Origin of the sequence: Stutzerimonas stutzeri, assembly GCF_019090095.1 — a bacterium.
Classification (GTDB): Bacteria; Pseudomonadota; Gammaproteobacteria; order Pseudomonadales; family Pseudomonadaceae; genus Stutzerimonas; species Stutzerimonas stutzeri_AN.
The window spans coordinates 64,764-87,339 of the sequence record NZ_JAGQFP010000003.1; the positions used below are offsets into that span (position 1 = coordinate 64,764).

Here is a 22,576-nt window from a genome sequence, read left to right on the forward strand (position 1 = left end):
GCTGGATCATTGACCGGCTAATCGGTCTGGTTTCATGCTCTGGGCCCCTCGCACCCGCCGAACAAGAACAAGGAGCGCGCCATGAAACTGGAAACCCTCGCCATCCACGCAGGCTATAGCCCGGACCCAACCACCCGGGCGGTGGCGGTACCGATCTACCAGACCACGTCCTATGCGTTCGACGACACCCAGCACGGTGCCGACCTGTTCGATCTGAAGGTGCCGGGCAACATCTATACGCGCATCATGAACCCCACCACCGACGTGCTCGAGCAGCGCGTCGCGGCACTGGAAGGCGGAGTGGCCGCACTGGCCGTTGCCTCGGGGATGGCGGCGATTACCTACGCCATCCAGACCATCGCCGAAGTCGGCGACAACATCGTCTCGGTGGCCAAGCTCTACGGCGGCACCTACAACCTCTTCGCCCACACCTTGCCGCGCCAAGGCATCGAGGTGCGCTTCGCGCCTCACGACGACATCGCGGCACTGGAGTCGCTGATTGATGAGCGCACCAAGGCCGTGTTCTGCGAATCCATCGGCAACCCGGCCGGCAATGTCATCGACCTCGCCGCCCTGGCGGAAGCCGCGCATCGCCACGGCGTGCCGCTGATCGTCGACAACACGGTCGCCACGCCCATGCTCTGCCGGCCCATCGAGCATGGTGCGGACATCGTCGTGCATTCGCTGACCAAGTACATGGGCGGCCACGGCACCAGCATCGGCGGCATCGTGGTCGATTCCGGCAAATTCCCCTGGGCGCAGCACAAGGCGCGCTTCGCGCTGCTCAACACGCCCGATGTGTCCTATCACGGCGTCACCTACACCGAAGCGTTCGGCCCCGCCGCGTTCATCGGTCGTTGCCGCGTGGTGCCGCTGCGCAACATGGGCGCGGCGATCTCGCCGTTCAATTCGTTCCTGATCCTGCAGGGGCTGGAAACCCTGGCGCTGCGCATGGAGCGGCATTGCGAGAATGCGCTGAAGGTCGCCGAGTACCTGCAAGCCCATCCGCAAGTGGCCTGGGTCAAATACGCCGGCCTGCCGGATCACCCCGAGCACGAGCTGGCCTGTCGCTACATGAAGGGCATGCCAGCGTCGATCCTCTGCTTTGGGATCGAAGGCGGCATGGAGGCCGGCGCGCGCTTCATCGATGCACTCAAGCTGGTGGTACGGCTGGTCAACATCGGTGATGCCAAGTCACTGGCGTGCCACCCGGCCAGCACCACGCACCGCCAGTTGAATGCCGAGGAGCTCGCGCGGGCGGGCGTTTCCAAGGACCTGATCCGGCTGTCCATTGGCATCGAGCACATCGACGACATCCTCGCGGATCTGGCCCAGGCCCTGAGCGCGTCCAAGGGCTGACCACGCTTGATATCCGCTGGCGAGGCTCCACATTATCGGCATATCGCCGTGGAGCCTCGTCATGACCGAATCCCTGATCATCCCCTGCGCACACTGCGCCGGGCTTAACCGTATTCCTGCCGACCGTCTGGCCGAGCGGCCACGCTGCGGACGCTGCAAATCCAGCGTGCTGACCGATAAACCCTTCGATGTGAACCAGGCCAGCTTCGCCAACCAGATCAAGGGCGACGTGCCCTTGCTGGTGGACGTCTGGGCGAGCTGGTGCGGTCCGTGCCGCAGCTTCGCGCCCACCTTCGCACAGGCGGCGACCCAGCTGCAGGGCCGTTGCCGGCTGGCCAAGCTGGACAGCGAGGCCAATCCCCAGTTGTCGACTCAGCTGGGCATTCGCTCGATTCCGAGCCTGATTTTGTTCAGGAGCGGGCAAGAAGTCGCGCGCCAGAGCGGCGCATTGCCGCTGCCGCAGCTGCTGGCCTGGCTCGCGCAGCAGGGCGTGTAGCCCTGTCACGGCAGTGACCAGACGCGCTTCGCCTTTTGCAGGCGAGCCCGGCGTCGGCGAGCTCGAGGACAGCACCGCGCCTGCCCTACAGAGCCAGCCGACGCCACTCTCGAGCCGACGCCACCTTCGCGAACTCGGCGAAACCCCTAACAGACCGCTCGACACCAGGCTCGGTTCCGACGAATACACCGACCTCTTATCAGGATATTTCAAGCAACGTTTGCCTCAGCCGAACCGCGATTGGATAATGCCGCCACTTTCACGGCGGACAATTTACCGATAGTCGCAGTACAGGGACGTCGACACGCCAACAACAAGGCTCGCACACGAGCCGGTGAGTTCTCGCGTGATTCAATTCGATATCGATCAATGGCAGGCCTGGGCCCCGGGCTTGACAAGTGCCGGTGACTGGGCGGCCTGGGCGCGGAATCCGTGCGCCCCGCAAGACGGCGATGCCCAGCCCGACGTCAGCTTTCTGCCCGCCATGCAGCGGCGGCGGATGAGCCGTCTGGCGCGCATGGTATTTGCCGTCGCCACGCCGCTGGCAGCAGGGCAGCCACCGATGCCCCTGGTCTACGCCTCGCGCCATGGCGAAACCGCGCGCACCTTCGCGATCCTCAACGACCTGGCCAACCGCGAACCGCTGTCCCCGACGCAGTTCAGCCTGTCGGTACACAACGCAATCATCGGGCTCTGGTCGATCCAGCAACAGGATGCCAGCGAGATGACGGCATTGGCCGCGCAGGGCGACGGTCTCGAGCATGCCGTGCTGGAAGCCGCCCTGCTGCTCGGCGAGGGCGCACCGGCGGTCCTGGTGGTTGTCGCCGAAGACCAGACGCCGGACCTGTATGCCCCCTGGATCGACGACGTCAGCTTTCCCTATGCCGTGGCACTGCTGCTCAAGCCCGGCCGCCGCTGGCAACTGAGCCTCGAACCCGCAGCGGGGCGATTGCCGCAGGCCCGCCAACCGCACGCGATCGAACTGATCGGCGCGTTGCTCAATGGCCAGTCCAGTCTTCAACACCGATGGGAGGAGCGCCAATGGAACTGGCAGCAGACGCATTGAGCCGTCCCAACGCGCCCTGGCTGTGGCGTCTGATCGCCACTGGGTTGTCGTTCGCCCTGTTCGGCCTCGGCGGGCTTTGCCTGCGGCTGATCGTCTTCCCTCTGCTCGGGCTGCTGCCCGGAGATGCCCTCACGCGCCGCCGTCGGGCGCGCCAGACCGTGAGCCGGCTGTTCTGGCTGTTCGTCCAGTTCATGTACCGCAGCGGTGTGCTGACCTACGAAGTGGAAGGCGCGCAGCGCCTGGGCCGGCCCGGACAGCTGATCATCGCCAATCACCCCTCGTTGATCGATGTGGTGGTGCTGATCGCACTGATCCGCGATGCCAATTGCGTGGTCAAGCAGAGCCTCTGGGACAACCCCTTCACCCGCGGGCCGATCCGCGCCTCGCAGTACATCAGCAACAACGGCAGCGCCGAGATGCTCGATGAAGCCGCGCAGGCCCTGCAGCAAGGCCAGACACTGATCATCTTCCCCGAAGGCACGCGCACCACGCCCGGCCAGGCGCCGCAGTTTCATCGCGGCGCGGCCTCCATCGCCCTGCGAGGTGCACGCCTGGTGACGCCCGTGGTGATCACCGTGACACCGACCACCCTGACCAAGGCCGAGCCCTGGTACCGCATTCCGGCGAGACGCTTTCATTTCCACCTGCGCGTCGGTGAGGACATCGACCCGCAGGCATTCGCCGCCTCAGGCGCGGCGCCTATCGCCTCCCGGCGACTCAACGACCATCTGCACCGACATTTCATAAAGGAGCTCGCACTCGATGAGCCAACTGCAGCTTGAAATCAAGCAACTGATCATCGACGCCCTGGGTCTGGAAGACCTCGGCCCGGACGACATCGCCGCCGACCAGCCACTGTTCGGCGAAGGGCTCGGGCTAGACTCGGTCGACGCACTGGAGCTGGGCCTGGCGATCCAGAAGCGCTTCGGTCTGAAGATCGACGCCGACGCCAAAGACACCCGCAAGCATTTCGCCAGCGTCGACAGCCTGGCGGCTTATATCAGCGCCAATCGCGCCATCGCCTGAGGAGGAGCCTACGTGAACAGTCGCAACGAGATCTTCCAGACCCTGCGCGATGCGCTGGTCGAACTCTTCGAACTCGACCCCGAGCGCATCAGCCTCGAGGCCAACCTGTATCAGGACCTGGAAATCGACAGCATCGATGCCGTCGACCTGATCGACCATATCAAGCGTCAGACCGGCAAGAAGATCGCGGCCGAGGAGTTCAAGTCGGTGCGCACCGTGGGCGACGTCGTCGAGGCGGTGTACCGCCTGGTAAACCCTGAGACGGCTTGAACCGCACGGTCACGGACAGCAGGCTGCGCGCTTCTACGGCCGCGCGCGACTGCGCTCCTGACCCCACGCGCAACGGACATACGCGATGCACGCACCCGCACGTACAGGCAAGGCGAACGCCGGCCGGCTGATTGGTCTCGGCCTGCTGCTGGCCGGTCTCGCCTACCCGTTCGCCGTGTACCTGGGCCTGGAGCACCTGTCTCCGCGGCTATTCGCCCTGCTCCTCGGCGGGCTCTGGCTGGCCCGCAGCCTCAGTGGCCGGCAGACCCCGCTCAGCCGGACCCTGTCGGCCGTCGCCCTGCTGTTCTGCCTGGTACTGGGGTTTGCCGGCGAGCCTGCGCTGCTGCGCTGGTACCCGGTGCTGATCAGCCTGGCCCTGCTTGGCCTGTTCGCGGGCAGCCTCTGGACCGGCATGCCGATCATCGAGCGCCTCGCACGGCTCAGCGAACCCGAGCTGCCAGCGGCAGCGGTACGTTATACCCGCCAGGTGACCTGGGTCTGGGTGGGCTATTTCGTCGTCAACGCCAGCATCGCCAGCGCGCTCGCGCTCTGGGCGCCGCTCAGCTGGTGGACGCTGTACACCGGCCTGATCGCCTATCTGCTGATGGGTCTGCTGTTCGCCGGTGAGTGGCTGGTACGCCAGCGCATCAGGAAGGCTAAATGAACTGGATTTCCCTGGAACACCTGCTCGAGCAGACGCCCAAGTCGCGCCCGGTCACGCTGGACCCCGAGCTGGATCACGCCACACTGCGCCAGCAAGCGCTGCGCCTGGCGGCTGGGCTGCGCAATCGCGGTGTCGCCCGCCTGGCGATTCACCTGGACGATGCGGGCGAGCTGGCGATTGCCCTGCTCGGCGCCTGGCGAGCCGGCGTGACGGTGTTACTGCCAGCCGATCTGCAGCCGGCGAACCGCGCGCGGCTGGCCCATCAGGCCGATCTCTGGCTGACGGATCAGGACGGCGATGCACGGATCGCCGAGCTCATGGCCGAGCCGCTCGAAGGGGCGAAGCTGGATCTCGATCAGTGCCGGCTGCTGCTCTGCACATCCGGCTCCAGCGGCGAACCGAAACTGATCGACAAGCGCCTGCGTCAGCTGGCCAACGAGGTGGAAACGCTGGAGGCCTGCTGGGGCGCCGAGCTCGGCGATGCCTGCGTGATCGCCAGCGTCGCCGCGCAGCACATCTACGGATTGCTATTCCGGGTGCTCTGGCCGCTGTGCGCCGGCCGCCCGTTTCTGCGGCGCGCGCAGCCGTTTGCCGAGGATATTCAGCTGGCCAGCCGCGAGCACCCGAGCTTTTGTTGGGTAGCCAGCCCGGCGTTGCTCAAGCGGATGGGCGACAACCTCGACTGGCCGGCCCTGCGCAGCGTGCGCCGGGTGTTCTCATCCGGCGGACCGCTCGATGCGCAGGCCGCGCAGCGCTTGCAGCAGCGCCTGGGGCAAGCACCGACGGAAATCTACGGCAGCTCGGAAACCGGCGGCATCGCCTGGCGTCAGGGCGGCAGCCTGTGGCAGCCCTTCCCCGATGTGCAAGTCAGCCAGGACGACCATGGTGCGCTGCGCATCGCCTCACCTTGCCTGCCGCCGGAACATGTCGAGCAGACGGCCGACGCGGCGCGCATCGAAGCCGATGGGCGCTTCGAGCTGCTCGGTCGGCTGGACCGTATCGTCAAGCTGGAAGAGAAGCGCATCTCCCTGCCGATGCTCGAGACGGCCCTGGCCACGCATCCTTTTGTCAGCGAGGCACGCCTCGGCGTGATCGTCGACAACCGCGCCTACCTGGCGGCGCTGGTCGCCCTCAACGACGCCGGGCTGCATGCCCTGCGCAACGGTGGCCGACGAGCCTTGACCGAAGCACTGCGTAACCATTTGGCGAATCACTGCGAGGCATTGGCCTTGCCGCGGCGTTGGCGCCTGGTGCGACAGCTGCCGCACAATAGCCAGGGCAAGCTGCCGCAGGCAGACCTCGAGCAGCTGTTGCAGGCGCCGCGTCCCGTCCAGCCCGAGCGTATCCGCACCGCCGAGCAGGACGGGCAGTGGCAACTGGATCTGGGCGTGCCGCTGGACCTCGCGCATTTCAGCGGTCATTTCCCGCACACCCCGGTGCTGCCAGGGGTCGTGCAGATCGATTGGGCGATCGCCCTGGCCCGCGAGCTGTTCACCGATCTGCCGCCGTGCTTTCGCGGCATGGAAGTGCTCAAGTTCCAACAACTTGCCCGCCCGGGGGATCAGCTGCACCTGACCCTGCGCTTCGACCGCGAGCGCAGCAAGCTGCACTTCGCCTACCGCCACGGCGACGCGCCCTGCTCGTCCGGCCGCATTCTGCTGGGAGACCATTCGTGACCCTGCTCACTCCAATCGCGCCGACGGCCAATGCCTCGCCCGAGCCCACAGACGCCCATCGGCAGTTGTCGCTGGACATCGACGACGACTGGTTCAAGCCCTGCGCGGTCATCCCGGTCTACAACCATGAGCGCAGCCTGCCGACAGTGGTCAGCGCGCTGCTTGCCGATGACCTGCACTGCGTGTTGGTCGACGATGGGTCCACCGCCGCAGCGGCCGCCGTCATCGACGAGCTGGCCCGGCACCCTTCGGTGAGTCTGTTCCGGCACGCGAAGAATCAGGGCAAGGGCGCGGCAGTCGCCTCGGGCCTGCGCGAGGCGCGGCGCCTGGGCTTCAGCCATGCCCTGCAGGTCGATGCCGACGGTCAGCACGATCTCGACCGCGTGGCGCTGTTTCTAGACCGCGCCAGCCAGGCACCGGATGCATTGATCTGCGGTTACCCCGAATATGACGCCAGCGTGCCCAAGGGCCGTCTCTATGCCCGCTACCTGACCCATGTCTGGGTCTGGATCAACACCCTGTCGCTGTCGATTCGCGACTCCATGTGCGGCTTTCGCGTCTATCCCCTGCAGCCGACGCTGGCGCTGCTCGATTCGACGACGCTGGGCCAGCGCATGGATTTCGACACGGAGATCCTGGTTCGCCTGTACTGGCGCGAGCAACCCATGGTCTGGCTACCGACACGCGTACACTACCCGACCGATGGCGTGTCGCACTTCCGCCTGTGGCGCGACAACCTGCTGATCTCATCGATGCACGCCCGGCTGTTCGGCGGCATGCTGCGGCGCGCGCCGGCCCTGCTCTGGCGACGGTGGCGCAGATGAACGACAGAGCCGCGCCCGGCTCGCACTGGGCGGCGCATCGCGAACGCGGCAGCTTCGCCTTGATGAAGCTCACCGCCGTGGCCGTGCGACTGCTGGGCCGGCGCGCCATGGCACCGGTGCTGTACCTGATCGTGCTGTATTTCTACCTGTTCAGCCGCAGTGCGCGGCAGAGCGCCTGGGGCTATCAGCGCCACCTCGCCGACTGGAGCGGCCGTCGCGATCTGACACCCAGTTGGCGCAGCGTCTTCGGCCAGTTCGTCACGTTCGCCGACGCCTTGCTGGACAAGCTCGACGTCTGGGGCGGCCGGCTCGGTCTCGACCGGCTGGTGCTGCACGACCCGATGAACCTGCATGCCGAACTCGACGCACCGCGCGGCCAGCTGTTGGTCGGCTCGCATCTGGGCAATCTGGAGATCTGCCGGGCACTGGCCGAAATGGGCCGCAAGGTGAAGATGAACGTGCTGGTGCATACACGCCATGCCGAACGCTTCAACCGCTTGCTCGACCAGTCCGGCGCCAGCCACCTGCGGCTGATACAGGTCAGCGAGCTGGACCCGGCGATCATGATGGAGCTTTCACGGCGGCTGGATGCCGGTGAATGGCTGGCGATCGCGGGTGATCGCGTGCCGCTGCACGGTGCGCGCATTGCGACTGCCGATTTTCTGGGACAACCGGCTCATTTCCCGCAGGGTCCCTGGTTGCTGGCCGGGCTGCTGCAATGCCCGGCCAATCTGCTGTTCTGCCTGAAGCAGGGCGAGCAATTCCATGTCCATCTGGAGCCTTTCGCCGAGCGCATCCATTGGCGCCGCGGCGAGCGTGACGCGGTGGTGCAGCAGTGGGTGCAGCGTTATGCCGATCGCCTGGCGGCACGCTGCCTGGAGGCCCCCTTGCAATGGTTCAATTTCTACCCTTTCTGGAATACCCATGAACGACGCTGAGCCCGTGATCTTTGGTGAAAACCACCTGCGCATCGAAGACCTGCTCGCCGTGGCCCAGCGCCGTGCGCCGGCGCGGCTGCAGGCCGATGCGGCCTTCCGTGAACGCATCGCGCGCGGCGCGCAATTCCTCGACACCCTGCTCGATCGCGAAGGCGTGATCTACGGCGTGACCACCGGCTACGGTGACTCCTGCGTCGTCGCCGTGCCGCTGCATCAGGTCGAAGCGCTGCCGCAGCACCTGTTCACCTTTCATGGCTGCGGCCTCGGCAAACTGCTCGATGCCGAAGCCACCCGCGCGGTGCTGGCCGCGCGCCTGCGTTCGCTGACCCACGGAATGTCCGGGGTGCGCATCGAGCTGCTCGATCGCCTGCAGGCCTTCCTCGAACACGACGTCCTGCCGCTGATTCCGGAAGAAGGCTCGGTCGGCGCCAGCGGTGATCTAACGCCGCTGTCGTACGTCGCCGCGGCGTTGGCCGGCGAGCGCGAGGTGCTGTTCGGCGGCGAACGCCGCAGCGCCGCCGAGGTGCATCGCCGACTGGGCTGGACGCCGCTGACCCTGCGACCCAAGGAAGCCCTCGCGCTGATGAACGGTACGGCGGTGATGACCGGCCTGGCCTGCCTCGCCTATGCCCGCGCCGACTATCTGTTGAAACTGGCCACCCGCATCACCGCGCTCAATGTTATCGCGCTGGAGGGCAATCCCGAGCATTTCGACGAACGCCTGTTCGCGGCCAAGCCGCACCCGGGGCAGACGCAGGTGGCCGCCTGGATTCGTCAGGACCTGGCCATCGAGGCACCGACCGCACCCAAGGCTGCTGGAAGCGTCGCGAGCGACGGCGCGGCAAGGCGAGAGACGGCGAGGCCGCGGAGTTTACAAGCAGTAAATGAGCAGGCCGAGCCGGCTCTCAACGCAGCCGCGCCTAGCGCAGCAGCTTCCAGCGGTCTTGGCCTGCATCGCCTGCAGGATCGCTATTCTATCCGCTGCGCCCCCCATGTATTGGGCGTGCTGGCCGACAGCCTGGGCCTGCTGCGGCAGTTCATCGAAACCGAACTGAACAGCGCCAACGACAACCCGATCATCGACGCCGACAACGAGCGCGTGCTGCACGGCGGGCATTTCTACGGCGGCCATATCGCCTTCGCCATGGACAGCCTGAAGAACCTGGTGGCGAACGTAGCCGACCTGCTTGACCGCCAGCTCGCCCTGCTGGTCGACAGCCGTTACAACCACGGCTTGCCGAGCAACCTCTCAGGCGCCCCGCAAGCCACGGCGATGATCAATCATGGCTTCAAGGCGGTGCAGATCGGCACCAGCGCCTGGGCCGCCGAGGCGCTGAAGAACAGCATGCCGGCCAGCGTCTTCTCGCGCTCCACCGAGTGCCACAACCAGGACAAGGTGAGCATGGGCACCATCGCCGCGCGCGATGCGCTGCGCACCCTGGAACTGACCGAGCAGGTCGCCGCCGCCACGCTGATCGCCGCCAACCAGGGTGTCTGGCTGCGCCAGCGTAGCCAGTCCGCACGCTCCCTGCCCGCGCCGTTGCAAGCCATGCACGTCGCGCTGGGTGAGGATTTCCCACCGCTGATCGAGGACCGCGCGCTGGAAGCCGAGCTGCGCCTGTGCCTGCAGCGCATCCGCGCGCAGCACTGGGGGCTTTATGCGTAAAGGCGGCGTACTGCAGGTGGAGGTCGAAGTGCTGGTGCCCTTCTTCGACGTCGACTCCATGGACGTGGTCTGGCACGGCCACTACATCAAGTACTTCGAGGTTGCGCGCTGCGCCCTGCTGGACAAGATCGGACACAACTACACGCAGATGCGCGAGGCCGGTTACGCCTGGCCGATCATCGACGTGCAGGTTCGCTACATACGCGGCGCTCGCTTCAACCAGCGCATCGTCGTGCGTGCCGATCTGGTGGAATGGGAAAACCGTCTGAAGATCCATTACCTGATCAGCGATGCCGAGACCGGCGAGCGCATGACCCGCGGCAGCAGCGTACAGGTGGCGGTGGCGATCGCCAGTCGCGAAATGCTGCTGGCCTCGCCCACCGTCTTCGTCGACGCCGTGGAGCGAGCCCTATCGTGACCCGACTGTCCAAGCGCCTCGCGGCGCAGGCGCTGCTTGCGTTGAGTCTGTTGCTGACGCTAACCACGTACGCCAACGCCTTCGACCTGACGCAACTCGATCGGCAGTTGCGTGAGCCTGCGGTCATCCGCGGCAACTTCACCCAGGAGAAACACCTGCGGGCATTGCCTCAACCGCTCGTCAGCACCGGCACCTTCGTCCTGGCGCGCGACCTGGGGCTTCTCTGGTTGCTGCGCGAACCGCTGCAGCAGGACTACCGCATCAGCCCGTCGGGCGTCGCCCGGCGCGACGCCAGCGGTTGGCACCCGGCCCTACAGCAGGGCGCCGCCGCTCGCCAGAATGCCCTGTTCCTCGCCGTACTACGCGGCGACACCGAGGCCCTGCAACACGACTTCGAACTGGCGCTCAGCGGGACCGCAGAGCGCTGGACGCTGACGCTGACGCCGCGCTCCAAGCTGCTCGGGCAGATATTCACCCGCATCATCATCCAGGGTGGCCTGACCGCCGAGCGCATCGAACTGCTCGAGACCCAGGGCGACAGTACCTTGCTGTTGCTGACCGACAGCCAGATCGACGAAGAATTGAGCCCTACCGAACGCCATGATTTCGCCGACTGACAAAGCGCTCCGGCTTCCGGCCTGGCTTTCCTGGCTGTTCTTTATCGCCCTGCTCGGGCTGGTCGCGCTGACCGCCTGGCAATGGCGTGACGGCCCTCCGGTCAGCGCCAACCTGCTGAAGTTGCTGCCCCACGGCGCGTCGGGCGAGCTGGAGCAACTGGCCGAACAACGGGTACAGCAACCGCTGAACCGCGACCTGATGCTGCTGATTCATCACCAGGATGAAGCGAAGGCCTTTGCCCTGGCCGAGGAGGTCGCTGCCACCCTGCACGGCAGCGGCCTGTTCGCCCAGATTCGCCGCTCAGTGCAAGCCGACCTGCCCGCGGTACGCCAGCAGTTGCTCGCCCAGCGCCTGGCACTGCTCGACCGGACGAGTCGAGAAGCCCTGATCGCCTCCCCCGAGGATTTCATTCGACAGCGGCTGCAACGGCTCTACAGCCCGTTCGAAAGCACCAGCCTGGTGCCGGTCGAGCAGGACTGGTTCGGTTTGGCCGATCTGGCGCAGCGCCACCTGCCGCAACCGGGCCATATCCATCCGCGCCTCGATGGCCTGCTGGTGGCCGAACACGATGGCCAGCGTTGGGCGGTCATCCACGCGCAGATCCACGGCGATGCCTTCGATGATCAGAGTCCTCTGCAGGTCGACGACCTGATTCGCGCCGCGCGCCATCAGGTCGAGGCGGAACAGGGCGAACTGCTCGCCGCGGGCGGCGTGCTGCATGCCGCTTACGGCCAGCGCCAGGCGCGTGAGGAAGCCAGCCTGATCGGCAGCGTATCGCTCGTCGCCACGCTGGCGTTGCTGCATATGCTGTTCCGTACGCCGCGCGTCCTGCTGGTGGCGTTACCGGTGATGGTCGGGGCCCTGAGCGGCGCGGCCGCCTGTATCGCCTTGTTCGGTCAGATCCATGTGCTGACGCTGGTACTCGGCGCCAGCCTGGTCGGGGTCAGTATCGATTTCCCGCTGCACTACCTGTCCAAGAGCTGGACGCTGCAGCCATGGCACGCCCATCGGGCGCTGCGCTTGACGCTGCCGGGCCTGGCGCTGGCGTTGACAACCAATGTCGTCGGCTATTTGGCCATGGGGTTCACGCCGTTTCCGGCGCTGAGCCAGGTGGCGGTGTTTTCGGCGGCGGGCCTGCTCGGTGCCTTCGCCTGCGCCACCTGCCTGCTACCCTCGCTGCTGAGTGCACCGTTGCAACCCTGGGCCGCCCCGTTGGGCTGGGCGCAGCGTGGGTTGAGCTTGCGCAGCGCCTTGCTGCGCCGGGTCCCATCGCTCGGGTTGCTGGCCGGGTTCCTGTTGTTCTGCATCGCCGGCATCAGCCAGCTGTCCTTCAAGGATGACCTGCGCCAGTGGGTCAGCCGCGCGCCGGCGCTGCAGCAGCAGGCCGAGCGCATCGGCGAGATCACCGGGTTCGAGCCGACCAGCCAGTATTTCCTGGTTCGCGCAGCGTCGCCCGATGAGTTGCTCGAGCGCCAGGACCAACTGGCTGCGCGCCTCGATGAGCTGGTGGTGGAGCAGAAGCTGCACGGCTATCTCGCGCTGAGCCAGTTGGTCGCCCCGACGACCGCCCAGCAGAACCTGCATCTCGCCCTGCCGCGTTTATTGGAAGCAAGCCAGCCCCTGCTGCAGCTCGGCGTCGCCGCCGACAGCCTGAACCAGGAACTCGCCGCGCTACAGGCACAACCGGTAACCGGCCTCGAGGCCGTGCTGGCCGGTCCCGTTGCCGAAGCCTGGCGGCCGTTGTGGCTGGGTGTTCAGCACGACGGAACCGTCGCCGGCCTGGTCAGCCTGCAAGGGCTTCGCGACAGTTCGGCGCTGCATGCTCTGGCCGAGGGCATCGCCGACGTCCGCCTGATCGACCGACCGGCGGAGTTGAACCGCCTGTTTGCCGAGACCCAGCGCCAGGCCGCACTGCTCAAGCTCGGCGCCGCCGTGCTCATCTTCGCCTTGCTGTGCCTGCCGTTCGGCTGGCGTGGCGCAATGCGCTGCCTGGCGGTTCCCCTGCTGGCAGCGCTGGGCAGCCTGGCCTGCCTGGGCTGGCTGGGCCAACCCCTGACCCTGTTCGGCCTGTTCGGCCTGTTGCTGGTCACCGCGATCGGCGTCGATTACGCCATCCTCATGCGTGAGCGCATCGGCGGCGCCGCGGTGAGCCTGGTCGGCACCCTGCTGGCGGCCGTGACCACCTGGTTGTCGTTCGGCCTGCTGGCACTGTCGAGCACGCCAGCGGTGAGCAACTTCGGTCTGGCAGTGGGGCTCGGCCTGGTATTCGCCTTCGCGCTGGCACCCTGGGCGGCCGAGCCGGGGGCGGAGGCCAGATGCTGATCGAACCAAGGCCGCCCCGGGGGCTGCTGGCAGGTGTGACGGCGAAGGTGCGCCGCCGCCCTGGCGGCCGTTGCGACGTCGTAATAGATTTCCGGCTGGGCCAGCCACGCCTGGCATCCCTCATTCCCATCGAGTCGAACAAGGAAGGTTTTCAGTGAATTCAGAACACCGTAGCGTCGTCATCATTGGCGCGGGGCCTTCCGGCGCCATCGCGGCCGCCCTGCTCAAACGCCAGGGCCATGACGTCCTGGTCATCGAGCGCCAGCGGTTCCCGCGCTTCTCCATCGGCGAAAGCCTGCTGTCGCATTGCCTGGATTTCATCGAAGAAGCCGGCATGCTCGAGGCGGTGCAGGCCGCCGGTTTCCAGACCAAGCATGGCGCGGCGTTCGGCTGGGGTGAGCGCTACACCGAGTTCGACTTCCGCGACAAATTCACCGAAGGCCACGGCAGCACCTATCAGGTCCAGCGCGCCGACTTCGACCAGTTGCTGGCCGACCAGGCCGCGTCGCAGGGCGTGGAGATCCGCTACGAAGAGGAAATCACCGCGGCGGACTTCGATGGCCCTCGGCCGCGCCTGCAGGTACGCCGGCCAGACGGCAGCGAGTATGCCATCGAGGCGGATTTCGTCCTCGACGCCAGCGGCTACGGTCGCGTACTGCCGCGCCTGCTCGAGCTCGAGGCGCCGTCGAACTTTCCGCTGCGCCGTGCCGTGTTCACCCACATCCAGGACAACATCGACGATCCGCGCTTCGATCGCGAAAAAATCCTCATCACCACCCATCCCGAACTGCGCGACGTCTGGTACTGGACCATCCCCTTCAGCAATGGCCGCTGCTCACTTGGCGTGGTCGCCAGCGCGGAACGCTACGAAGGGCGTCCTGAGGATCTGGACGCGTGCCTCAAGGACTTCGTGCAGGAGGCGCCCAACCTCAAGCGCATCCTCCAGCACGCCGAGTGGGATACCCCGGCACGGCTGATCGGTGGCTATTCGGCGAACGTCACGACGCTACACGGCCCGGGCTTCGCCCTGCTGGGCAACGCCGCGGAGTTTCTCGACCCGGTGTTCTCCTCCGGCGTCACCATTGCCATGCGCTCGGCGAGCATGGCGGCCGCCGTGCTGCATCGCCAGCTGGAAGGCGAGACGGTTGACTGGGAAACCGAGTTCGCCGCGCCACTCAAGCGGGGCGTGGACACCTTCCGAACCTACGTCGAGGGCTGGTACGACGGCAGTTTCCAGAACGTGATCTATTACGAGCACGCGCAGCCGGAGATTCGTCGAATGATCTGTTCGATTCTCGCCGGCTACGCCTGGGACGCCGCGAACCCCTATGTCGCCGAACCCAAACGCCGCTTGCGGGTACTCGCCGAGCTGTGCGCGCCCTCGGTACCGGCATGAGTCGCCCGGCATGATCGTCCGTCACGCCCCGCGCCTGGTCTGGCTAGCGCTGCTGCTGATGCTGGGCGCCTGCGCCCAGCATCCGCCGTTGCCGACGCAGACACCACGGCTGGCGCTGCCGATGCAGTTGCATATCCAGCGCCGGGCTGCGGAGCAGGTACGCGACTGGCTGCTGGTCATCCAGCAGGAAGGCGCCGCCTTGCGCTGGTCGCTGCTCGATCCGTTGGGCGTCCCGCTGGCGCGTCAGCTGCTGCGCGACGGCCACTGGCAGGCCGATGGCCTGCTCCCGCCCAATCCCGAGGCGCGCGAGCTGTTCGCCGCGTTGCTGTTCGCACTGAGCGCTGCCGATCAGCTGGACGAACTCTACGCCGATGCGCGCTGGAGCCAGCAGCCAGGCGGCCGTTCGCTGATCGCCGGCGCGCACGCCTGGCACGTGCGGTATCAGGGCGATGGTCGTTTCGAACTCGACGTCGGGCCGACGCTGACCTATGGTGTCGCCCCCCTCGCGCCAGCCGGAGCCCACCTGCCATGACCGCCTACCTCAATGCCCTGGGGCTGATCTGTGCGCTGGGCCGCAGCAAGGCGGAGGTCGCCGGACGCCTGCTGGACGGCGACGATTCGGGCATGCAGCCCTATGCGCAGGCAGTCGCCGGACGTCGGCTGCCGGTCGGCGCGGTCACCGGCGAGCTGCCCACGCTTAGCGGCTCGCCCCTTCGGCATGCTACACGCAATAACCAGCTGCTCCTCGCCGCGGTCGAGCAAATCGAAGCCGAGTTGCATGCGGCAATCGCCCGCTTTGGCCCATCCCGTATCGGCGTGGTCATGGGCACCAGCACCACCGGCATCCAGGAAGCCACTCAGGGCATCACCGAGCTGGTGCGCCAGGGCACGCTGCCGGCCAGCTATCACTACGGTCATCAGGAGCTGTGCGCACCGGCCAGCTTTCTCAGCGAGCAGCTGCAGCTCAGCGGCCCAAGCTATTCGATTTCCACCGCCTGCACGTCGAGCGCGCGCGCCCTGCTCAGTGCCAAGCGTCTACTGGACGCCGGCATCTGTGATGCGGTCATCTGCGGCGGCGTGGACAGCCTCTGCGATCTGACCCTGCAGGGCTTCAGCGCCCTGGAGGCAACCAGCGAGCGCATCTGCAATCCGTTTTCGGTCAACCGCGACGGCATCAACATCGGCGAGGCCGCCGCGCTGTTCCTGATGACCCGCGACGAAGCGCCGATCGCCCTGCTCGGCGGTGGCGCCAGCTCCGACGCGCACCATATCTCCGCGCCCGACCCTCAAGGCCTGGGCGCCATCGAGGCGATGCGCAAGGCGCTCGCCGGGGCGGCCATCCAGGCGCAGCAGATCAGCTACCTGAACCTTCATGGCACCGCCACCGTGCACAACGACGCCATGGAGAGCCTGGCGGTCGCCGCGGTGTTCCCGGCCGGCGTAGCCTGCTCGTCGAGCAAGCCGCTGACCGGGCATACCTTGGGCGCCGCCGGTGCACTGGAAGCGGCGTTCTGCTGGCTGGCGCTGTCCGAGCACAACCCTGCCCAACGACTGCCACCGCATCGCTGGGACGGCCAGCAGGACCCCGACCTGCCGCACCTGGCGCTGGTCGCAGCCGACACGACGATGACCGCCGCCGGACCACGACGCATGATGAGCAACTCCTTCGCCTTCGGCGGCAACAACATCAGCTTGATCCTGGGAGACGCGCCATGATCGATTGGCCAGTAGCCGAACTGGTACCCCATGCCGGTGACATGATCCTGCTCGATGCGGTCGAGGCCTTCGACGCGGACAGCATCGATGCGCACCTGACGGTCAAGGCCGGTGGATTGTTCAACCTGCCCGACGGCAGCCTGCCCGCCTGGGTCGGTGTCGAGATCATGGCGCAGACGGTCGCCGCCTTCGCCGGCTGCCAGGCGCGCCAGGCCGGGCTGCCGGTGGAGCTGGGCTTTCTGCTCGGTACCCGTCATTTTCAATGCGATGTCGAACGGTTCCCCGCCGGCACCGCGCTACGCATTCGCGCACTGCGCTCGCTGCAGGACGACAACGGCATGGGCGTGTTCGAATGCCACCTCGACGGGCTCGGCATCCATGCCGAGGCGCGTCTCAACGTGTTCCGCCCGCCTGAAGTGGCGCGCTATCTACAAGAGCCCAGCCCATGAGCAACAGCATTCTCGTCACCGGCTCCAGCCGTGGCATCGGCCGCGCCATCGCCTTGCGCCTGGCCCGCAGCGGCTACGACATCATCCTGCACTGCCGAGCCCGGCGGGACGAGGCAGAAGCCGTCCAGGCAGAGATCCAGGACTTGGGCCGCCAGGCGCGCATCCTGCAGTTCGACGTTGCTGATCGCGCCCAATGCCGCGCTCAGCTGGAAGCCGATATCGAGGCGCACGGAGCCTATTACGGCGTGGTGTGCAATGCCGGCCTTACCCGCGACGGCGCCTTTCCGGCGTTGACTGATGAGGACTGGGATCAGGTCCTGCGCACCAACCTGGACGGCTTCTACAATGTGCTGCAGCCGCTGACCATGCCGATGATTCGCCGTCGCCAGCCGGGGCGGATCGTCTGTATCACCTCGGTATCGGGCCTGATCGGCAACCGCGGCCAGGTCAACTACAGTGCCTCCAAGGCCGGCGTGATCGGCGCGGCAAAGGCGCTGGCCGTCGAACTCGGCAAACGGCGTATCACCGTCAATTGCGTCGCACCCGGGCTGATCGACACCGACATGCTCGACGACGATCTGCCCATCGAGGACATGCTCAAGATGATTCCCGCTCAACGCATGGGCACACCCGAAGAAGTCGCCGGCGCGGTCAATTTCCTCATGTCGGAAGAGGCCAGCTACATCACCCGCCAGGTCCTGGCGGTCAACGGTGGGTTGTGCTGATGAAACGCGTCGTCGTCACCGGCATGGCCGGCATCACCTCGCTGGGCAGCGACTGGACTACCATCGAAGCCAACTTCAGCGGCAACCGCAGCGGCATCCGCTACATGCACGAGTGGGACCGCTTCACCGAGCTCAACACGCGCCTGGCCGGGCCAGTGGATGACTTCGCCGTTCCCGGCCATTGGACGCGCAAGCAACTGCGCAGCATGGGCCGGGTGTCGCGGCTGTCGGTGAGGGCCGCCGAGCAGGCGCTTGCACATGCGGGCCTGCTCGATGACACCTCGATTCGCGACGGCCGCATGGGTGTCGCCTGCGGCTCATCCACCGGCAGCACCGAGGAGATCAAGGCCTTCGGCAATATGCTACTGAACTCCGTGGCCGACGGACTGAACGCCAACTCCTATATCCGCATGATGCCGCACACCACGGCGGCCAATATCAGCATCTTCTTCGGCCTTACCGGCCGGGTGATCCCTACCTCCAGCGCCTGCACCAGTGGCAGCCAGGGCATCGGCTACGCCTACGAGGCGATCAAGTTCGGGCGGCTGCCGATGATGCTTGCCGGCGGCGCCGAAGAGCTGTGTGCAACCGAAGCCATGGTGTTCGACGCGCTCTATGCCACCAGCCTGAAGAACGATGCCCCGCATACCACGCCACGGCCCTATGACGCGGGCCGTGACGGGCTGGTAATCGGTGAGGGCGCCGGCATGCTGGTGCTCGAAGAGCTCGAACACGCGCTCGCCCGTGGCGCCACGATCCACGCCGAGCTGGTCGGCTTCGGCAGCAACGCCGACGGCCAGCACGCCACCAAACCGGAACAGCTGACCATGCGCCGCGCCATGGAGCTGGCCCTGGATGATGCCAACCTGCAGCCCGACGCCATCGGCTACGTCAACGGCCATGGCACCGCCACCGAGCAGGGTGATATCGCCGAGACCCTGGCGACCCAGGCCCTGTTCGGCTCACGCATGCCAATCAGCTCGCAGAAGAGCTTTTTCGGACACACGCTGGGCGCCTGTGGCGCGCTGGAATCTTGGTTCAGCATCGAGATGATGAACCGTGACCGCTATATCCACACCTTGAACCTCGAAGCCATCGACCCCCGTTGCGGCGAACTGGACTATCTCGTCGGTGCGCCACGTTCGATGCAGCATGAATTCGTGATGAACAACAATTTCGCCTTCGGCGGCATCAACACCTCGCTGATTTTCCGCCGCTGGGCCTGAATCCCCCCAAAACACCGCAAGGAGAATGCAATGAACAAGAACACATGGATCGGCGCTGCACTGATGCTCTGCGCCCTGCCCGGCATCAGTCAGGCCCGCGACACCACCCACCACCTGCCATTCGACCAGGTGGTGGCCGAAGCCACCGCCTCCGGCAAGCTGGACGGTAGCGTGAAGTTCTACCTCGCGGGCAAGACGCCCAAGGGCGCGCAGATCATTCGCAGCGGTGTCACCACCAGCAAGAAGACCAACGCCTTCAACAAAACCGACGAGGGTGCCTGCAGCTGGGCGCTGCAATCGGCGTTGATCGGCATGCAGCAGGCGGCCAAGGCGGCCGGTGCCAACGCGGTGGTGAACGTCGCCAGCAACTACAAGCACGTCGAGTACAAGGACAGCCAGAACTACGAATGCCATGCCGGCGCGATCATGGCGGGCGTCGCGCTCAAGGGCGACCTGGCGAAGATCAAGTAACGCACCGGGGCGCTCGGTTACGCCGGGCGCCCCAATCGCCCACCGAGGTCCCCTCCGTCGCTTTTGCCGAACGAATAACTGGACCCGCGAGTCAACAGAGCAGACCTTTTCCACCCTTAGAGGAGCTGCCCATGTTCGACAAGTCATCGCACAAGTTCGAAATCAACTACATCTTTCAGAACGATCCGCGCGTGCAGATCATCGAATCGGCTGATGAGCGCATGTCGCAGGGCAGCGCCGCCCGGCACTTGATCGAGCTGCATAATGGCGATGCCGAGAACAGCCTGGTGATGCCCGAAGCGGGCGCCGATGAGGCCAAGGTGCTGGAGCAGGCCGAGGTGATCGGCATCACCGATATTCGCGTGACCAAACTGGTTCATGAACACGAACCCGGTACCACGCCCGGTCACTATCAGCAGCCCTAAACAAAAAGAGCCGCAAGTGCGGCTCCTTTTTTGGTCGACAGATCAGCCGTGATACGGCGCCGAAAGCTCGTGGACCGATTCGATGAAGGCACCAGCGTGAGCCGGATCGACTTCCGGGGTGATGCCATGGCCCAGATTGAATACGTGGCCCTCGCCGTAACCGAAGCTTGCGAGGATGCGCCCGACCTCGGCACGGATCGCCTCGGGCTTGGCGAACAGTACGCTGGGGTCCATGTTGCCCTGCAGCGCAACCTTGTCACCGACGCGGGCACGCGCGGCGCCAATGTCGCAGGTCCAGTCGAGTCCCAGGGCCTCGGCACCGCTCTCAGCCATCGATTCGAGCCAGAGCCCGCCACCCTTGGTGAAGAGGATCACCGGCACGCGGCGACCGTCATGCTCACGGATCAGGCCATCGACGATCTTCTGCATATAGGCCAGGGAAAATTCCTGATAAGCCGCTGCCGACAGGCTGCCACCCCAGGAATCAAAGATCTGTACCGCCTGGGCACCTGCCAGGATCTGCCCGTTGAGGTAGCGGGTCACTGACTGCGCCAGCTTGTCGAGCAGCGCATGCATGGCCTGCGGGTTCTCGTAGAGCATCGCCTTGGATTTGCGGAAATCTTTCGAGGACCCACCTTCAACCATATAGGTCGCCAGCGTCCAGGGGCTACCGGAGAAGCCAATCAGCGGCACGCGGCCGTTCAGCTCACGGCGGATGGTGCGCACCGCACTCATCACGTAGCCCAGATCCTTCTCCGGATCCGGAATCGGCAGTGCCTCGATGTCAGCCATACTGCTGACAACCTTCTTGAAGCGCGGCCCTTCGCCGGTCTCGAAATACAGGCCCAAGCCCATGGCATCCGGCACGGTAAGAATGTCGGAGAACAGAATCGCGGCATCCAGCGGATAACGCTCCAGCGGCTGCAGCGTGACCTCGCAGGCCAGTTCGGGGTTCATGCACAGGCTCATGAAGTCTCCCGCTTTGCTACGGCTGGCCCGGTACTCGGGCAGGTAGCGTCCGGCCTGACGCATCATCCACACCGGGGTGACGTCGACAGGTTGCTTGAGCAGGGCGCGAAGGAAGCGATCGTTCTTCAAGGCAGTCATGTCTGGGTTCCAGCAAAAGAGTGGCGGCATTGTCGCAAAGCGGAAAACAAAAGGCACGGCGAGCGCCGTGCCTTTTATCCATGGGCTTGATTCTGATCAGGCTTTAACGGGCGTCCGGGCTGGCAAGCCAGTCGTAGGGTGGATGACGCATTCTCCATCCACCTTCAGACTGCTCGGTGATGGCAGAGGCTCGATCCGCCCGGCGAAGTCAAACGTCCAGATAGTCCAGAATCCCTTCAGCCGCCTGGCGGCCTTCGAAGATCGCAGTCACCACCAGATCGGAGCCGCGCACCATGTCGCCACCGGCAAAGATCTTCGGGTTGCTGGTCTGGTGCTTGAACTGCCCCAGCTCCGGCGCCACGACACGGCCCTGATTGTCGGTCTGGATGTCCTGGGCCGCGAACCAGTCGGCCGGGCTCGGACGGAAACCAAAGGCGATAACCACGGCATCGGCCGGCAGCACTTCCTCGGAGCCCGGAATAGGCTCGGGACTGCGGCGACCGCGGGCATCCGGCGCACCGAGGCGGGTCTCGACGACCTTGACGCCTTCGACCTTGCCTTCGCCAACGATGGCAATGGGCTGACGGTTGAAGAGGAACTTAACGCCCTCTTCCTTGGCGTTTTTCACCTCACGACGCGAGCCCGGCATGTTTGCCGCGTCACGCCGATAGGCACAGGTCACGCTCTTGGCACCCTGGCGGATCGAGGTACGGTTACAGTCCATCGCGGTGTCGCCACCGCCGAGGACCACGACCTTCTTGCCCTTCATGTCGACGAAGTCTTCCGGCGACTTCTCGAAGCCAAGGTTGCGGTTGACGTTGGCGATGAGGAAATCCAGCGCGTCGTGCACACCCGGCAGGTCCTCGCCCGGGAAGCCGCCCTTCATGTAGGTATAGGTGCCCATGCCCATGAACACTGCGTCGTAGTCGGCCAGCAACTGGTCGATGGTCACGTCCTTGCCAACTTCGGTATTCAGGCGGAACTCGATGCCCATCCCGCTGAAGATTTCACGGCGACGGCTGAGCACGCTCTTCTCGAGTTTGAATTCAGGAATACCGAAGGTCAGCAAGCCGCCGATTTCCGGATTCTTGTCGAAGACCACCGGGGTTACCCCGCTGCGCACCAGCACGTCGGCGCAACCGAGACCGGCAGGGCCGGCACCGATGATCGCAACCTTCTTGCCGGTCGGCTTGACCTTGGACATGTCCGGACGCCAGCCCATGGCGAAGGCGGTGTCGGCAATGTACTTCTCCACCGAGCCGATGGTGACAGCACCGAAGCCATCGTTCAGGGTGCAGGCACCCTCGCACAAACGATCCTGCGGGCAGACCCGACCGCAGACTTCGGGCAGGGTGTTGGTCTGGTGCGCCAGTTCGGCGGCCGCCAGGATGTTGCCCTCGGAGACCAGCTTGAGCCAGTTGGGAATGTAGTTGTGAACCGGGCACTTCCATTCGCAATAGGGGTTGCCGCAGCCCAGGCAACGGTGGGCCTGCTCGCAGGCCTGCTGCGGCTTGAAGGGTTCATAGATCTCGACGAACTCTTTCTTGCGCTGGCGCAGCAGCTTCTTCTTCGGATCCTTGCGCCCGACCTCGATGAACTGGAAGTCGTTATTCAGACGTTCAGTCATTTCAAAACCTCTTAACGGCAGCTGCAAGCCCAGGGCTGCTGGCTGCGTGACAATCACGGAGCGGGGCGGGCCTCGGTTGGATGACCGAGGC

At 65.7% G+C, this 22,576-nt stretch carries 25 protein-coding genes; 23 read left to right on the forward strand and 2 right to left on the reverse strand.

Features of this window, described 5'->3' with window-relative positions:
- The first annotated feature begins 81 nt into the window (after positions 1-81).
- The 23 genes from KVO92_RS20125 (at position 82) to KVO92_RS20235 (ending at position 19,751) form a co-directional block, all read left to right on the forward strand.
- The gene (locus tag KVO92_RS20125; protein WP_217477370.1) at positions 82-1,359 is read left to right on the forward strand and encodes a bifunctional O-acetylhomoserine aminocarboxypropyltransferase/cysteine synthase; all 1,278 of its coding nucleotides are present in this window, start codon (positions 82-84) and stop codon (positions 1,357-1,359) included.
- Between the two features lie 61 nt (positions 1,360-1,420).
- Positions 1,421-1,855, forward strand: a complete 435-nt coding sequence (gene trxC / locus KVO92_RS20130; RefSeq protein WP_217477371.1) for a thioredoxin TrxC — start codon at positions 1,421-1,423, stop codon at positions 1,853-1,855.
- A 346-nt stretch (positions 1,856-2,201) separates the two neighbouring features.
- Entirely contained in the window at positions 2,202-2,921 is a 720-nt protein-coding gene (locus KVO92_RS20135) for a beta-ketoacyl synthase chain length factor (protein WP_217477372.1), read from the forward strand.
- A complete protein-coding gene (locus KVO92_RS20140) occupies positions 2,897-3,703 on the forward strand; it encodes a lysophospholipid acyltransferase family protein (protein WP_217477373.1) in 807 nt (268 codons plus the stop codon). Before KVO92_RS20135 ends, KVO92_RS20140 begins: the two co-directional genes overlap by 25 nt.
- Entirely contained in the window at positions 3,684-3,947 is a 264-nt protein-coding gene (locus KVO92_RS20145) for a phosphopantetheine-binding protein (protein WP_217477374.1), read from the forward strand. The genes KVO92_RS20140 and KVO92_RS20145 overlap by 20 nt, the downstream gene beginning before the upstream one ends.
- Before the next feature lie 12 nt (positions 3,948-3,959).
- Positions 3,960-4,217, forward strand: a complete 258-nt coding sequence (locus tag KVO92_RS20150) for an acyl carrier protein (RefSeq protein WP_217477375.1) — start codon at positions 3,960-3,962, stop codon at positions 4,215-4,217.
- 85 nt (positions 4,218-4,302) lie between these two features.
- Positions 4,303-4,881 carry a hypothetical protein gene (locus KVO92_RS20155; RefSeq protein WP_217477376.1) on the forward strand — a complete coding sequence of 193 codons (579 nt, stop codon included), beginning with the start codon at positions 4,303-4,305 and terminating at the stop codon, positions 4,879-4,881.
- Positions 4,878-6,557: an AMP-binding protein gene (locus tag KVO92_RS20160; protein ID WP_217477377.1), complete on the forward strand. Its 1,680-nt coding sequence runs from the start codon at positions 4,878-4,880 to the stop codon at positions 6,555-6,557. The genes KVO92_RS20155 and KVO92_RS20160 overlap by 4 nt, the downstream gene beginning before the upstream one ends.
- Before the next feature lie 77 nt (positions 6,558-6,634).
- Entirely contained in the window at positions 6,635-7,381 is a 747-nt protein-coding gene (locus KVO92_RS20165; RefSeq protein WP_217477613.1) for a glycosyltransferase family 2 protein, read from the forward strand.
- Positions 7,378-8,319: a glycosyl transferase gene (locus KVO92_RS20170; protein ID WP_217477378.1), complete on the forward strand. Its 942-nt coding sequence runs from the start codon at positions 7,378-7,380 to the stop codon at positions 8,317-8,319. The genes KVO92_RS20165 and KVO92_RS20170 overlap by 4 nt, the downstream gene beginning before the upstream one ends.
- The gene (locus tag KVO92_RS20175; protein ID WP_217477379.1) at positions 8,306-9,985 is read left to right on the forward strand and encodes an HAL/PAL/TAL family ammonia-lyase; all 1,680 of its coding nucleotides are present in this window, start codon (positions 8,306-8,308) and stop codon (positions 9,983-9,985) included. The genes KVO92_RS20170 and KVO92_RS20175 overlap by 14 nt, the downstream gene beginning before the upstream one ends.
- A complete protein-coding gene (locus KVO92_RS20180) occupies positions 9,978-10,403 on the forward strand; it encodes an acyl-CoA thioesterase (protein WP_217477380.1) in 426 nt (141 codons plus the stop codon). The genes KVO92_RS20175 and KVO92_RS20180 overlap by 8 nt, the downstream gene beginning before the upstream one ends.
- The gene (locus KVO92_RS20185; RefSeq protein WP_423836247.1) at positions 10,400-11,020 is read left to right on the forward strand and encodes an outer membrane lipoprotein carrier protein LolA; all 621 of its coding nucleotides are present in this window, start codon (positions 10,400-10,402) and stop codon (positions 11,018-11,020) included. The genes KVO92_RS20180 and KVO92_RS20185 overlap by 4 nt, the downstream gene beginning before the upstream one ends.
- Complete coding sequence (locus KVO92_RS20190; protein WP_217477381.1) at positions 11,004-13,343, forward strand: MMPL family transporter; 2,340 nt, start codon at positions 11,004-11,006, stop codon at positions 13,341-13,343. The genes KVO92_RS20185 and KVO92_RS20190 overlap by 17 nt, the downstream gene beginning before the upstream one ends.
- On the forward strand, positions 13,337-13,501 hold the full coding sequence (locus KVO92_RS20195) for a hypothetical protein (RefSeq protein WP_217477382.1): 165 nt from the start codon (positions 13,337-13,339) through the stop codon (positions 13,499-13,501). The genes KVO92_RS20190 and KVO92_RS20195 overlap by 7 nt, the downstream gene beginning before the upstream one ends.
- Positions 13,498-14,739 carry an NAD(P)/FAD-dependent oxidoreductase gene (locus KVO92_RS20200; RefSeq protein WP_217477383.1) on the forward strand — a complete coding sequence of 414 codons (1,242 nt, stop codon included), beginning with the start codon at positions 13,498-13,500 and terminating at the stop codon, positions 14,737-14,739. Before KVO92_RS20195 ends, KVO92_RS20200 begins: the two co-directional genes overlap by 4 nt.
- 10 nt (positions 14,740-14,749) lie before the next feature.
- Positions 14,750-15,271, forward strand: a complete 522-nt coding sequence (locus tag KVO92_RS20205; protein ID WP_217477384.1) for a hypothetical protein — start codon at positions 14,750-14,752, stop codon at positions 15,269-15,271.
- Complete coding sequence (locus KVO92_RS20210) at positions 15,268-16,455, forward strand: beta-ketoacyl-[acyl-carrier-protein] synthase family protein (RefSeq protein ID WP_217477385.1); 1,188 nt, start codon at positions 15,268-15,270, stop codon at positions 16,453-16,455. The genes KVO92_RS20205 and KVO92_RS20210 overlap by 4 nt, the downstream gene beginning before the upstream one ends.
- A complete protein-coding gene (locus KVO92_RS20215) occupies positions 16,452-16,904 on the forward strand; it encodes a hotdog family protein (RefSeq protein WP_217477386.1) in 453 nt (150 codons plus the stop codon). The genes KVO92_RS20210 and KVO92_RS20215 overlap by 4 nt, the downstream gene beginning before the upstream one ends.
- Positions 16,901-17,629 (forward strand): 3-oxoacyl-ACP reductase FabG, encoded by a 729-nt coding sequence (gene fabG, locus KVO92_RS20220; RefSeq protein ID WP_217477387.1) that lies wholly within the window; start codon positions 16,901-16,903, stop codon positions 17,627-17,629. Before KVO92_RS20215 ends, fabG begins: the two co-directional genes overlap by 4 nt.
- Positions 17,629-18,855, forward strand: coding sequence for a beta-ketoacyl-ACP synthase (locus tag KVO92_RS20225; RefSeq protein WP_217477388.1), 1,227 nt, complete (start codon positions 17,629-17,631; stop codon positions 18,853-18,855). Before fabG ends, KVO92_RS20225 begins: the two co-directional genes overlap by 1 nt.
- A 30-nt stretch (positions 18,856-18,885) precedes the next feature.
- On the forward strand, positions 18,886-19,326 hold the full coding sequence (locus KVO92_RS20230; protein ID WP_217477389.1) for an excinuclease: 441 nt from the start codon (positions 18,886-18,888) through the stop codon (positions 19,324-19,326).
- Positions 19,327-19,457: 131 nt separating this feature from the next.
- Positions 19,458-19,751 (forward strand): hypothetical protein, encoded by a 294-nt coding sequence (locus KVO92_RS20235; protein ID WP_217477390.1) that lies wholly within the window; start codon positions 19,458-19,460, stop codon positions 19,749-19,751.
- Between the two features lie 42 nt (positions 19,752-19,793).
- On the opposite strand, the gene hemE is transcribed toward KVO92_RS20235, so the two are convergent.
- Positions 19,794-20,858: a uroporphyrinogen decarboxylase gene (gene hemE / locus KVO92_RS20240; protein ID WP_217477391.1), complete on the reverse strand. Its 1,065-nt coding sequence runs from the start codon at positions 20,856-20,858 to the stop codon at positions 19,794-19,796.
- Between the two features lie 208 nt (positions 20,859-21,066).
- Positions 21,067-22,485, reverse strand: a complete 1,419-nt coding sequence (locus KVO92_RS20245) for an FAD-dependent oxidoreductase (protein ID WP_217477392.1) — start codon at positions 22,483-22,485, stop codon at positions 21,067-21,069.
- Between the last annotated feature and the right edge of the window lie 91 nt (positions 22,486-22,576).